Annotated in this window: 12 protein-coding genes and 1 tRNA gene; 10 read left to right on the top strand and 3 right to left on the bottom strand. The window is 62.5% G+C overall.

Annotated elements, in window-relative coordinates; genetic code table 11:
• Nucleotides 1-135: 135 nt before the first annotated feature.
• Both ACSQ76_RS06460 and ACSQ76_RS06455 read right to left on the bottom strand, forming a co-directional pair.
• Nucleotides 136-1,325 (bottom strand): IS3 family transposase gene (locus tag ACSQ76_RS06460; RefSeq protein ID WP_437155805.1). Its coding sequence is split into 2 segments (ribosomal slippage): nucleotides 136-1,064 and nucleotides 1,064-1,325, totalling 1,191 coding nucleotides; the frame shifts between segments, so codons are not numbered across the junction.
• Nucleotides 1,326-1,491: 166 nt separating this feature from the next.
• A complete protein-coding gene (locus tag ACSQ76_RS06455) occupies nucleotides 1,492-3,063 on the bottom strand; it encodes an SIR2 family protein (RefSeq protein WP_437155906.1) in 1,572 nt (523 codons plus the stop codon).
• Nucleotides 3,064-3,609: 546 nt separating this feature from the next.
• On the opposite strand from ACSQ76_RS06455, the gene ACSQ76_RS06450 reads away from it, so the two are divergent.
• Nucleotides 3,610-3,702, top strand: a tRNA-Ser gene (locus tag ACSQ76_RS06450).
• An 85-nt stretch (nucleotides 3,703-3,787) separates the two neighbouring features.
• Here the strand turns inward: ACSQ76_RS06450 and ACSQ76_RS06445 are convergent.
• Nucleotides 3,788-4,759 (bottom strand): LysR family transcriptional regulator, encoded by a 972-nt coding sequence (locus ACSQ76_RS06445; RefSeq protein ID WP_437155905.1) that lies wholly within the window; start codon nucleotides 4,757-4,759, stop codon nucleotides 3,788-3,790.
• Nucleotides 4,760-4,898: 139 nt separating this feature from the next.
• Between ACSQ76_RS06445 and ACSQ76_RS06440 the strand changes: the two genes are divergently transcribed.
• The 9 genes from ACSQ76_RS06440 (at nucleotide 4,899) to ACSQ76_RS06400 (ending at nucleotide 13,122) form a co-directional block, all read left to right on the top strand.
• Nucleotides 4,899-5,675 carry a transporter substrate-binding domain-containing protein gene (locus ACSQ76_RS06440; RefSeq protein WP_437155904.1) on the top strand — a complete coding sequence of 259 codons (777 nt, stop codon included), beginning with the start codon at nucleotides 4,899-4,901 and terminating at the stop codon, nucleotides 5,673-5,675.
• Between the two features lie 180 nt (nucleotides 5,676-5,855).
• Complete coding sequence (locus ACSQ76_RS06435) at nucleotides 5,856-6,503, top strand: amino acid ABC transporter permease (protein ID WP_306127891.1); 648 nt, start codon at nucleotides 5,856-5,858, stop codon at nucleotides 6,501-6,503.
• Between the two features lie 18 nt (nucleotides 6,504-6,521).
• Nucleotides 6,522-7,178: an amino acid ABC transporter permease gene (locus tag ACSQ76_RS06430; RefSeq protein ID WP_222449490.1), complete on the top strand. Its 657-nt coding sequence runs from the start codon at nucleotides 6,522-6,524 to the stop codon at nucleotides 7,176-7,178.
• Nucleotides 7,179-7,195: 17 nt separating this feature from the next.
• Complete coding sequence (locus ACSQ76_RS06425) at nucleotides 7,196-7,966, top strand: amino acid ABC transporter ATP-binding protein (protein WP_437155903.1); 771 nt, start codon at nucleotides 7,196-7,198, stop codon at nucleotides 7,964-7,966.
• Nucleotides 7,963-9,315, top strand: coding sequence for an aminotransferase family protein (locus ACSQ76_RS06420; RefSeq protein WP_437155902.1), 1,353 nt, complete (start codon nucleotides 7,963-7,965; stop codon nucleotides 9,313-9,315). The genes ACSQ76_RS06425 and ACSQ76_RS06420 overlap by 4 nt, the downstream gene beginning before the upstream one ends.
• On the top strand, nucleotides 9,312-10,004 hold the full coding sequence (locus ACSQ76_RS06415; RefSeq protein ID WP_437155901.1) for a CoA transferase subunit A: 693 nt from the start codon (nucleotides 9,312-9,314) through the stop codon (nucleotides 10,002-10,004). The genes ACSQ76_RS06420 and ACSQ76_RS06415 overlap by 4 nt, the downstream gene beginning before the upstream one ends.
• The gene (locus tag ACSQ76_RS06410; protein ID WP_437155900.1) at nucleotides 9,991-10,644 is read left to right on the top strand and encodes a 3-oxoacid CoA-transferase subunit B; all 654 of its coding nucleotides are present in this window, start codon (nucleotides 9,991-9,993) and stop codon (nucleotides 10,642-10,644) included. Before ACSQ76_RS06415 ends, ACSQ76_RS06410 begins: the two co-directional genes overlap by 14 nt.
• A 6-nt stretch (nucleotides 10,645-10,650) precedes the next feature.
• Nucleotides 10,651-11,943, top strand: coding sequence for an ArgE/DapE family deacylase (locus ACSQ76_RS06405; RefSeq protein WP_437155899.1), 1,293 nt, complete (start codon nucleotides 10,651-10,653; stop codon nucleotides 11,941-11,943).
• A gap of 3 nt (nucleotides 11,944-11,946) precedes the next feature.
• On the top strand, nucleotides 11,947-13,122 hold the full coding sequence (locus ACSQ76_RS06400) for a thiolase family protein (RefSeq protein ID WP_437155898.1): 1,176 nt from the start codon (nucleotides 11,947-11,949) through the stop codon (nucleotides 13,120-13,122).
• Nucleotides 13,123-13,129: the final 7 nt, after the last annotated feature.

The following is a 13,129-nucleotide window of genomic DNA, read 5'->3' as shown; positions in this document are numbered from 1 at the left end:
TGAAGGCGTCGCAGAATCAGACAGCCTCCCTTGTATGAGCTCTACTACCAGTTCAAAACAAACCCACCTGTCCAGTCGCCTCTTTCACCGTCAGCCATGGGACAGTTACGCCGCCCGTGACCTGCCACTGAACTTTCACCCATCCGGAACCAGAGCCCTTCGGGTTGATACGCCGATTGGCGCAGGTGGAGCAACCGACATCCGCGCGGAGCTTTCAGATGGCGCAGCGCGGGTGTCGGTTGCGGTGAACAGGCGCTCGGCGAACGCCTTGGGCGTCTGATAGCCAAGCGCCGAATGTGGGCGCTCCTCGTTGTAATCTGCTGCCCAGGCACGGATCACGGCGCGCGCATGGGGCATGTTGCGGAACATGGTTTCGTTGAGGAGTTCATCGCGCATGCGCCCGTTGAAACTCTCCACAAACCCGTTCTGCATCGGCTTGCCCGGGGCGATGTAATGCCATTCGATCCCCTGCGCGGTAGCGAAGGTTAAGATCGCGTTACTGGTCAGTTCGGTGCCGTTGTCCGAGACAATCATGCCGGGCTTTCCACGCCGTTCGATCAGGGCCGCCAATTCCCGCGCGACACGCCGCCCCGAGATCGATGTGTCCGGAACGGCCGCCAGGCATTCCCTCGTCACGTCATCGACCACGTTCAGGATGCGGAACCGCCGGCCACAGGCGAGCTGGTCATGGACAAAATCCAGCGACCAGCGCGCATTGGGCCGGGCCTCGACCAGGATCGGTGCCCGGGTTCCTACCGCCTTGCGCCTGGCCCGGCGTTTGCGCACCGCCAGACCTTCTTCTCGATACAGCCGGTAGATACGGTTGATCCCGGAGGGTTCTCCCTCCCGGCGCAGCAGCACAAATAGCCGCCGATAACCGAACCGGCGGCGTTCATTGGCCAGATCCCGAAGCCGCTGGCGCAGCCCGGTCTCGGGCGGTCGCGCGGACCGGTAGCGGATCATCTTGCGGTCCGCTCCAACAATCTGACAGGCCCGCCGTTCCGACAGGCCAAGCCTGGCCCGCAGATGCGCAACGGCTTCGCGCTTCACGGCGGGCCTCACCATTTTTTTGAGAGCAGTTCCTTCATCGCCGCAGCGTCGAGCATCTGCTCCGCCAGCAACTTCTTCAGCTTGGCGTTCTCGTCCTCCAGCGCCTTCAGTCGTTTGGCGTCCGAAACCGTCATCCCACCAAACTTGGCTTTCCAGGCATAAAAGGTGCCTTCCGACATCCCGTGCTTGCGGCACAGATCGGCGCACTTCGCGCCTGCCTCATGCTCGGTAAGGATGCCGATGATCTGTTCTTCGCTGTATCTCGTTCGCTTCATTGTCCGTCCCTTCGTTGGGGCGGACTCTAATTCCAAATGGAGGAAAAATCCCGTGGCAGGTCACCCGGTCCCGGCGGGCGGACGGCGGACTCTCCGCCCGATAGGGCAGCATGGTTCAAGCTCCGGAGGTCGGCGTAATTTCGGCATGCGGTTCAATTATGAAGCCTTACAGGTCGAAACCATAGGCAAGCTTGTCATAAAACGAGCATAGCTTTCTGTAGAAAGAAGAATAAGGGTCGATAAACTCGCTCGGCTTATGGCTGATTATGAAGTCCCGCAAAGCATCTAAATCAACATCCTGCGGTTCTTGATGCGGAATGAAAATTGATACCTTCTCTACGGCGGCTTCCTCAATAATCTCGGCGGTAGTCTTTCCCCTCCAGTGCTTTTCATACTGGCTCCTGTAGGACGGAAGTGCATAACTTTTTGCCGCGATCCTTTCACAGATGACGCGCGCAGACGTGTAAGGTGATTCTTTCAATTTTTCCATGTCATTGATTCCCGCGTCTCGGAGGTAGCGAAAGACTGGTATGAACGTTGTATTCGACCTTCGAAATATCGGGAAAGCGAGCCTCAAAAGCTTATTGGGATCAAATACCGATTTATCCCGAGCAAAGTCCGTGTAGATATCGGAGAGATTTATGCCCTGATAGCCGCTTTCCGCAAGCGCTTTCTCTTCCTGCTCCGCGAGCTTCTCCCTTTTCTCTGCTTGCACCTTTGCAATTCCAACGCCTACGACGAATTCTATTTCCTCAGTTGCATCCAGCTCGTCGATATCCACTACCGAAATTTTCTTCTCTGGCTGCTCTGACTTTACGAGCTCATACATTTGCTCTTTGCAATAGCGAAGTATGCGTGCAGGGATTTTCCGCTTATTCTCGCTTATTGCGGAGTAAATTTTGGAAAAGTCGTCGGTTACGATAACAGTGGCGGTAATATTTCGCCCTCCTTCGCTGAAGGTGAACTTCTGAAAAGCATCTTCTTTTCCACCCGCACGGCGGACAAAAATGAGATTTTCGCTGAACCTTTCCAGTTTCTCCGGCGTCAAGCATTCGGCGATTGAGAAAATGATAGACTGAATATGAGGGTCAGTCACGGAGTACCCAATAAATATTATTGGATGCTCTATGAATATCGTGATCAGCTTCGCCGCAAGATAAGGATTCTTGCCTTCAAAATCTTCATAGTCTTCTTCCGTTAAGATTAAGCTATCAGGTCTCGTCGCGCAGCCGTGAATTTTGTATATTTCGGCAATTGCCTGCGGGTTAGAAAATAGCAACTCGTCCTGACCGATATAGACGCGATACTCCGGGAACAATTCTTCCAGCATGAAGTCCCAGTTCGTCGTTATTATCCCGTCAACGTTGACCCCCTTCAGAATTGCCAGCTCCTCTTGAAGGGATTCACTTGAAACTCCGGAGATATCAGCGGCAGAGATATATTCGCAGATTTCATTTTTTAGAGCGTCCGAGATGACCTTTGTGCGCTCCTTATGTTTCGCCCTGGAATCCTTGTACTTTTCATCTTTCCACCAAATTTCATGGAAATCTCTTGCGATTAAACCGGCCGCTCTCGGTAAGTTGCCGTTCGCTGTTGCTGAGTAATAGTCGAAATCTCCAATTCCATCACAGAATCGGGTCAGAAGGCCGCGCCAGTCTTCCATTCCAATGTATCGCCGGGAAAATCCAGATCCGATGAATAGAAAAGGAGATCCGGGTTTTGACTTGAGGAGTTCCACGATCCCATCTTTCAGATCTGGTATTCGATCCTTGCTCCCTCGGACAAGTTGCTTTTCTCATTCATACCTGACCAGCAGGGCGGTTCCTACTCGAGGTGTCCTGAAAAGGTTATGAAGGAATCGCCCTAAGTGGGTCCCAATGTCAATGGAAGAGAAGTATGCTTCGATCTTGGTCACTCGGCATTATCATTGGCGCGTAGACCGATTGCTCTTGGCGACCGAAGCGAGCAGCGCCCGGCGGATGCGTAGTGCGCATTGCTATCATTCATGCAAAGCTGGCTAACGACGGCGCTCCGGTCGGTGGCACCTCATACTGCACCTTGCGCGAAATTAGTGGGCGGGCTCGAAGTCGACCCTCGCCCGCCCATACACGAATGGCCGCTCTGGGCCGGAAGCGCCTGAACGTCGTCACGACCCTACGCCAAGTTTGGCCTCCATCTCGATCCGATCAACGGCGAACAGTGATACCTGGACCTCATGGCGTCGAGCGGGCTGATTGATGGTTTACTGGAGTCCGGATAACCCATTGAAATTACATGACCAACAGGCAGTACAGTTTACAATAAAAACCAACGAAATCAACGATGCAGACGGATTGCAAATCCGTGTACACCGGTTCGATTCCGGTACTCGCCTCCAAGCACTCCGAAATATGCGCGACTGAAACACGTTTGCGGTCAAGCGGTTTGCCTTATAGGGGTCAAAGAGCCAATCAGGAGCGGTGTCACGCTCCTCCGCCGACGCCATAGGTCCTGTCACCAACACCGACCCGCGTCAGGTCGCCCTCGATCATCTCGAGAAACTTCGCCTCCGCCTCCGACTGGCGTCGCGCAGGGTTGCTCAGCAGATAGATATCGACCATCGGCAGGTCGTCATGGGGCGGCAACTGGCGGAGATGGCCCGCCGCCACGTCCTGAGCCGCCACGTGCAACGGCAGTGCCCCGATCCCGACATTCGCCATGATCATCCGCCGGATCTCGTTCAGGCTCGAGGACACGCCGCGCCAGTTGCGCGACAGGTTCAGCCGCGCCCGCAGTTTCGAGATCACCTCAAGCGGTCCGCCTTCGGCTTCCGTCTGGAACGCCACGAAGGGCTCGCCCTCAAGATCCTCTGTACGGATCACTTCGGCCGCGAACAGCGGATGGCGCGCGCCGCAGTAAAGGCCGAAATACTCGCGGTAGAGAACCATCGTCGTGAGGGTCTTGGGCAGGCTCGACAACAGGCAGATCCCGAAACTGGCCCGGTTGAGCTTGATCATCGTCTCGACCTCGTCGCTCTCGTAGACCGTGAAGGAATAGGTCACGCTGGGATGCGCCTGGGCAAATCGGTTCAGCACGCCGTCGAAATGCTCCGAAATGACCGAGCTGGTGATCGCAATGGAAAGATGCCCGCGCAATTCGGCATTGTCCTCGTCCAGGATCGCGGGAATCTGCGACACCGTCCCGAAGATCGTCGCGCACTCGGTATAAAGCACCTGCCCCGCGCGGGTTATGGCGAACTCGTTGGGCTTGCGGATCACCAGCGTCTTGCCGACGGTTTGTTCCAGCCGCTTCAGCGCCGCCGACACCGTGGGTTGTTTCAGCCCCAGATGGCCGGCCGCCTTCGAGATGCCGCGCTCCTCGACCACCACCATGAAGGTGCGCAGCAGGTTCCAGTCGAGGTTCCAGGGAAAACGACGGCGCTGGGGGAGGCTCATAGATTTTACCTATATTAAGAATGCTTATTATTTATTTGCGCAATATCACGCCCCATGCAAGGCTTTCGCCGGAGCGGCACAGGCCGCCAATGCCGCCCGGGCACAGTCCCGGCGCCGACAAACCAACATGGAGAGACATATGACATTCCGCCGAACCGTTCTGAAATCCGTTGTCGTGGCCATGGGCCTTGCCGTGGCGGGTTTCGCCCCCGCCGCTGCCGAAGAGCTCGAAACCCTGAAGGAAAAGGGTGTCATCCGAATAGCGATGTCCGGCGCCTACCCGCCGTTCAACTTCGTCAACGACCAGAACGAGGTCGTGGGCTTCGACCCGGCCATCGGCAAGGAAATCGCCAAGCGCATGGGGCTCGAGGCCGAGATCGTCACCACCGCGTGGGACGGAATCATCGGCGGCCTGCTGTCCAACAAGTACGACGCCATCGTCGGCTCCATGACCATTACCGACGAACGCGACGAAGTCGTGGATTTCGTCGGCCCCTACTATTCCGACAAGCGCGCCATTTTCTCCCAGCCCGGGTCGGGGATCTCCAGCCTGGAGGATCTCGAAGGCAAGAAGGTCGGCCTCACCCTGGGTGAAACGCACGAGGACTGGGCGCGCGAGCGCGGCTACAACGTCAGCACCTACAAGGGCCTGCCCGAACTGCTGCTGGAGCTTGAGAACGGCCGCGTCGACGCCATCGTGAACGACTCCATCGCCGCCATCCTCGCCATGGGCGAGAAAGGCCAGGAATACGAGATGTTCGCCGATCCCACGACCGAACCCTTCGGCGCGGGCATCGCCATCCGCGAAGGCAGCCCCGAACTGGCCGCCGCCATGCAGGAGGCGCTCGATTCCATGATGGAAGACGGCACCTATCTCGAACTCGCCGAAAAGTGGGTCGGCGCGGACATCCGCTGAGCCTTTCGCCCCGCCGCCATTACAGGTCGGCGGGGCCTTCCGGGACCCTGACCCCGATCGGACCGGCTGACGGCACGGGCGCACTGCGCCTTGCCCCGGCCCCGTCCAAACACGTACCCGATTTCGCCGAACAGAGCCTCGTGCACGCCCCGGCCCCGCGACCTGCCAGAAGGACACGCCATGGACATAGAGTTGATGCAAAGGGTCTATCCCTTCTTCCTGCAGGCTGCCTGGGTGACGATCCAGCTGTCGGTCCTGACGGCCATCCTTGGCCTGACCTGCGGCGCGCTCGGCGCGGCGATGCGCCTGTCGCGGCTGGCTGTCTTCCGCTTCCTCGGCGCGGCCTATGTCAGCGTCTTTCGCGGCACACCCGCGCTCATCCAGCTGTTCATCCTCTATTTCGGCGGGCCCCAGGTCGGCATCCAGCTTGACGCGTTCGAGGCCGGCGTCATCGGCCTTGGTGTCAATGTCGGCGCCTACATGACCGAAACCATCCGCGGCGCGATCATCTCGATCCCCAAGGGCCAGCGCGAAGCCGCCCGCACCCTGGGCCTCAGCCGGTGGCAGACATTCTACAACGCGATCCTGCCCCAGGCCGCGCGCCTGATGGTCCGCCCCTTGGGCGTCAACCTCAACATGCTCATCAAATCCACGGCGCTGGTGGCGGCGATCTCGGTCGTGGAACTCACCTATACCGCGCAGCGCTACATCGGCTCGACCTACAAACCGTTCGAGATGTTTCTGCTCGCGGGCCTTCTCTACATGATCATCATCTACGCCACCGGTCGGGCCGTCGCCTGGCTGGACCGCCGCGTCCAGATCAACTGACCGGAAAGGAAAACCACAATGGGCCTCGACTTCACGGTTGTTCCGGAACATCTCGACGTGATCCTGCTGGGCTGCCTCTGGACGATCTTCATCGCCGTCGCCGCCGCGCTCGTCAGCTTCTTCGGCGGCATCATTTTCGCCGTCATCGCCCTTTATGCGCCGTGGATCATCCGCCAGCCCTTCCGGCTGATCGAATGGGTCTTCATGGGCACGCCGCTGCTCCTGCAGCTCTTCCTGATCTATTTCGGCCTCGTGCAGATCGGCATCGACCTGCCCGCCTTCGTCGCCGGCATCATCGGGCTTGGCCTGCACTTCGCGGTCTACAATTCCGAACTGATCCAGACCGCCATCCTGTCCGTCGACAAGGGACAGATGGAGGCCGCCCGCACCGTCGGCCTCAGCCGGGGACAGGCGCTGCGCAAGGTGGTGATCCCGCAGGCCGTGCGTGACGTGATCCCGCCCATCGGCAACAACATGATCGCACTTCTCAAGGACAGCGCGCTGGTGTCGGTGATCGGCGTCAGCGAGCTGACCCTGTCGGCGCAGCGCGCAATCGGCGCGACCTACCGCCCGTTCGAGTTCTACCTCGTCGCCGCCGCCTTCTACTATGTCATCAACCTCTGCATGGAATGGGTGCAGCGCCGCATCGAGCGCCGCATCGCAATCTCGCGCTGATCGTCAGGAGACAGACCATGACCGACACCGAACATTTCGTCGAAATCAAGCACGCCCAGAAATCATTCGGCAAGCTCGAGGTCCTCAAGGACATCAGCCTCAACGTCGCGCGCGGCCAGATCGTGGCGATCATCGGCCCCTCCGGCTCGGGCAAGTCCACGCTCCTGCGCGCCATCAACGACCTCGACGCGCTGACGGGCGGCGAAATCTGGCTCGACGGCGTGCAGGTGAACCGCGACCTGCCCTACCGCCAGTATGAAAAACACATCAACCAGATGCGCCAGGACATCGGCATGGTGTTCCAGCACTTCAATCTCTTCCCCCACATGACCGCCCGCGACAACGTCACCATGGCGCCGAAGCTGCTCAAGGGCCTTTCCAAGGCCGAAGCCGACACGCTGGCCGAGGAACAGCTCGACAAGGTCGGGATGCTGGAACGGATCGACTATTACCCCTCGCAACTTTCCGGCGGCCAGAAACAGCGCGTCGCCATCGCCCGCGCACTCGCCATGAAGCCCAAGCTGATGCTCTTCGACGAGGCCACCTCCGCCCTCGACCCCGAACTGGTGGACGAGGTGAACCAGGTCATGAAAAAGCTGGCCGAGGAACACATGACCATGATCATCGTCACGCACGAGATGGATTTCGCCGCCTCGGTCTGTGACCGCGTGCTTTTCATGGACAAGGGCGTGGTGGTCGAGGAAGGCCCGCCCAGCGTCGTCTTCAAGAACCCCACCAAGGACCGCACCCGCGAATTTCTCCGCAAACACCTCGCAGGCGCCAAATGAGTGACACGCAATCTTACCTCTTCTACCAGTCGCGCAACCCGCGGCCCTTCCTCGACCATGGCGAGGGGATCTACCTGATCGACGAGTCCGGCAAACGCTACATTGACGGATCGTCGGGCGCGATGGTGTCCAATATCGGCCATTCCAACCCGCGCGTGCTGGCCAAAATGAAGGCCCAGATGGACAAGGCCACCTTCGGCTACCGCCTGCATTTCCGCACCCACCCGTCCGAGGATCTGGCCGCCAAGACCGTCGCCATGACGCCCGACGGCCTCGACCGCGTCTTCTTCGTCTCCGGCGGCTCCGAAGCGGTGGAAAGCGCCGTGAAACTCGCCCGCCAGTATGCGCTGACCCAGGGCCATAACGGCCGCTACAAGGTCATATCGCGCTTTCCCTCCTACCACGGCTGCACCTTCGGCGCGCTCGACCTCACCGGCTACGCCCCCCTGCGCGACCCCTTCGCCCCGATGCTGAGCAAAATGCCCAAGGTCGCCGCCCCCACCACCTATCTCGACCGCGACAACCTGACGGAAGAGGCGCGCGGCCTGAAATACGCCGAGCTTCTCCGCGACAAGATCCTCGCCGAGGGCCCCGACACCGTGCTGGCCTTCATCATGGAGCCCGTCGGCGGCGCCTCCACCGGCGCGCTGGTCGCCCCGGACAGCTATTATGGCCGCATCCGCGAGATCTGCGACGAATTCGGCGTGCTCCTGATCTATGACGAGGTCATGACCGGCGCGGGCCGCACCGGCCGCTTCCTCGCCGCCGAACACTGGCGCATCACTCCCGATATCGTCGCCATGTCCAAGGGCTTCGGCGCAGGCTACGCCCCGCTGGGCGCGATGGTCGCGGGCCGCCGCCTTGTCGATCCGGTGCTCGACGCGGGCGGCTTCGCCCACGGCTTCACCTATGCCGGCAACCCGCTGGCCTGCGCCGCCGGCCTCGCCGTGCTGGAAGAGATGGAGGCGCACGACCTCATCGGCAACGCCGCTCGCATGGGCGACGTGCTGATGACCGAACTGCGCGCCCTGATGCACCGCTACCCCTTCATCGGCGACGTGCGCGGCAAGGGGCTGCTCATGGCCTTCGAATTCGTCTCCGACCCCACCACGATGGAGCCGCTGAACCCCGCGCTCAACGCCCATGACCGCCTCGTCGAACTGGCCTATGCGCGTGGCCTCATCCTCTATTCCCGCCGCACCCGAGGCGGCACCAAGGGCGATCATTTCCTCGTCGCCCCACCCCTCATCATCACCGAGGACCAAATCGCCGAAATGATGGCAATCCTCCGCGACGCCCTCGACGCCTTCGCGCAAGAGATCGGCCTGCCGGTGGAGAGTGCAGCATGAGGCTCCCCGACAAGCGCACCTCCATCGAGGCCGCCATCGCCCACATCAAGGACGGCGCCACCGTCATGGTCGGCGGCTTCGGCGTCCCCGGCACGCCCATGACGCTGATCCGTGCGCTGGTGGCCCACGGCGCCCGCGACCTCACCCTCATCAAGAACGACGCCAACGAGCCCGGCATGGGCATCGACCACCTGCTGCAAGCAGGCCAGGTCAGACGCCTCATCACAACCCATCTCGGCCTCAACAGCCACGCCATCGGCCTGATGAACTCCGGCGCAATCGAGGTCGAGTTCAACGCGCAAGGAATCCTCGCCGAGCGAATCCGCGCAGGCGGCGCCGGCATCGGCGCGATCCTCAGCGATATCGGCATCGACACCGAACTGGCGCGCGGCAAGCAGGTGGTCGAGATGCACGGCACCCCCTACCTCGTCGAGCCCGCCCTGCGCGCCGACGTGGCCCTCATCCACGCCGACACCGCCGACCCTTTCGGCAACCTCGCCTATGTCGCCACCGCGCAGAACTTCAACCCGCTCATGGCCATGGCAGCACCCCTGGTCATCGCCGAGGCCGAGCGCGTCGTGCCGCTGGGCGCGCTCGATCCCAACGCCGTCCACACCCCCGGCGTCTTTGTCGACCACGTCACGGAACTGCCCGAGATATCAGAGGATTACGCCGTTGTCCGACGCTAGGGATCGCATGGTCGCCCGCGCCGCGCGCGAGATTGCACCGGGTATGGTCGTCAACCTCGGGATCGGCCTGCCGACCAAGGTCGTGAACCACTTGCCCGCCGATTTCCCCGTCTGCCTGCACACCGAAAACGGCATGACCGGCATCGGCCCCGCCCTCTCGCCCGAGCGCGCCGACCGCAACCTGATCGACGCGGGCGGCGCCTATGTCACGCCCGTCCCCGGCTCGGCCTTCTTCGACAGCGCCACCAGCTTTGCCGTGGTCCGCTCCGGCCGGCTGGACCTCACGATGCTGGGCGCCTTCGAGGTCAGCCAGACCGGCGATCTCGCCAACTGGAAGATCCCCGGCAAGTTCAGCCCCGGCGCGGGCGGCGGCATCGAACTGGCGCAAAAGGCCCGCCGCGTCGCCGTGCTGACCACCCACACCGACCGCGCCGGGAACCCAAAGCTGAAGCAAACCTGCACCCTGCCCCTCTCGGCCAGCGCCTGCGTCGCCCGCATCTTCACCGACCTCGCCGTGATCGACGTCACCCCCACCGGCTTTGCCCTTGTCGAACACGCCGCAGGCACCAGTATCGAGGACGTGACAAAGGCCACAGACGCCCCCCTCACGATCCCCGACGCACCAATTCCGACATTCTGAGCTCCCATGACCGAAGATCTCAAAACCCGCCTCTGCGCCGCCGTCGACGCCGCTTTTGACCAGCAGGTCGCGTTCCTGACCGAACTGACCTCCCACCCCTCGACCCGCGGCAACGAACAGTCGGCGCAGAACTTCATGGCGACCGAACTCCAGACCCGCGGCTACGACATCGACCGCTGGCAGATCGACCTCGCCGACATCCGGCACCTCCCCGGATTCTCCCCCGTCCTCGGCCCCTACGAGGACGCCGTGAACGTCGTCGCCACCCACCGCTCGAAAACAGCCAAGGGCCGCTCCCTCATCCTCAACGGCCATATCGACGTGGTCCCCGCCGGCCCGCTCGACATGTGGGACAGCCCGCCTTTCGAACCGCACGTAAAAGACGGCTGGCTCTACGGCCGCGGCGGCGGCGACATGAAGGCGGGCCTCGCCTCCAACCTCTTCGCGCTCGACGCGCTCACCGCCTGCGGCCTCGCCCCCGCGGCTGACGTCCACTTCCAATCGGTCGTCGAAGAGGAATGCACCGGCAACGGCGCCCTCGCCTGCCTCGCCCGCGGCTACAAGGCCGACGCCGCCCTCATCCCCGAACCCTTCGCCGAACAACTGGTCAGCGCCCAGCTCGGCGTCCTGTGGTTCCAGGTCCACCTCAAGGGCCTGCCAACCCACGTCGCCTATGCCGGCACCGGCGCCAACGCCATCGAGGCGGCCTTCCCGCTCATCCAGGCCCTGCACGACATGGAGCACCGCTGGAACGAGGCCGCGAACCGCCCGCCCGAATACGCGCACATGGACCACGCGCTCAATCTCAACATCGGCAAGTTCCAGGGCGGCGACTGGACCAGTTCCGTCCCCGCCTGGGCCGTCTTCGACGTCCGCATGGCGCTTTTCCCCGGCCAATCTCTCGACGCGGCCAAACAGGAGATCGAACAGGTCATCCGCGACGCCGCGCAGCAAAACGCCTTCCTGCGCAACTCCCTGCCCGAGATCGTCTATCACGGCTTTCACGCCGAGGGCTACGCGCTCTCTCGCGACACATCCCGGACCGCTTCCAACGCCGTCACGTCACTGGAAACCGCCCACCAAACCGTCACCGGCATCCCCCTCACCCACGAGCCGATCACTGCAACCACCGACGCGCGTTTCTTCGGCCTCTACGCCGACACCCCCGCGCTGGTCTACGGCCCCCGGGCCGAGGCGATCCACGGTTTCAACGAACGGGTCGACCTCGAAAGCCTCCGCCGCGTCACCCAGACCACCGCGCTGTTCATCGCCGACTGGTGCGGCACCGAGGAGGCCTGACCCATGCGCGACGCCGTCATCGTCTCCACCGCCCGCACGCCCATCGGCAAGGCCTATCGCGGCGCCTTCAACAACCTCACGGCCCCCAGCCTCGCCGCGCCCGCCGTCCGCGCCGCGCTCGAACGCGCCGGGCTTGAAGGAGCCGAAATCGAGGACACCATCTTCGGCTCCGCCCTCACCCAGGGCACCTCCGGCGTCAACGTCGCCCGCCACATCGCGCAGGCAGCACACCTGCCAGACAGCGTCGCTGGCGCCACGATCGACCGCCAATGCGCCTCGGGCCTCAACGCGCTCGCCATCGCCACCCACATGGTCCGCGCCGAGGCCGTGAACGTCGCCCTTGCAGGCGGCCTCGACAGCATCTCCCTCGTGCAGAACGACCACTGGAACGCCCACCGCTACCGCGACCCCGCCGTGCCCGACAGCTACTACATGGCCATGCTGGATACGGCAGAGGTCGTCGCCGCCCGATACGGCGTCACCCGCGCCGCACAAGACGCCTACGCCCTGCAAAGCCAGCAGCGCACAGCAATGGCGCAAGAGGCCGGCCTTTTCGCGGATGAGGTCATCCCCGTCGAGGCGACCAAGCTGGTCACCGACAAGGCCACCAAGGAAACACACGAGGAGCCCGTCCGTATCGAACAGGACGAATGCAACCGCCCCGGCACCACCGCCGAAGGGCTGGCAGGCCTCCAGACCGTGCGGGGCGAGGGCAAAACCGTCACCGCCGGCAATGCCAGCCAGCTCTCCGACGGCGCCGCCGCCCTCGTCGTCATGTCCGAAGCCGAGGCGGCCCGCCGCACCCTCACTCCCCTCGGCGCCCTGCGCGGCTTCGCCGTCGCCGGCGTCGCGCCGCAGGAGATGGGCATCGGCCCCGCCCACGCCATCCCCCGCCTGCTCGACCGCGCTGGCCTCACCCAAGACGACATCGACCTTTGGGAAATCAACGAGGCCTTCGCCGCGCAGCTTCTCCACTGCCGTGACACGCTGGGCATCCCCGACGACAAGCTCAACGTCAACGGCGGCGCCATCTCCATCGGCCACCCCTACGGCATGTCCGGCGCCCGCATGGCCGGGCATATCCTGCTCGAAGGCCGCCGCCGCGGCGCCAAGTGGGGCGTCGTCTCCATGTGCGTCGGCGGAGGCCAGGGCGCCGCTGGCCTTCTGGAAATCTTCTGAGGCTCCC

The organism is Roseovarius sp. B08, assembly GCF_051417955.1.
Taxonomy (GTDB): domain Bacteria; phylum Pseudomonadota; class Alphaproteobacteria; order Rhodobacterales; family Rhodobacteraceae; genus Roseovarius.
Note: the sequence above shows the minus strand (reverse complement) of the source record. Positions and strands in the feature narration are given on the sequence as shown.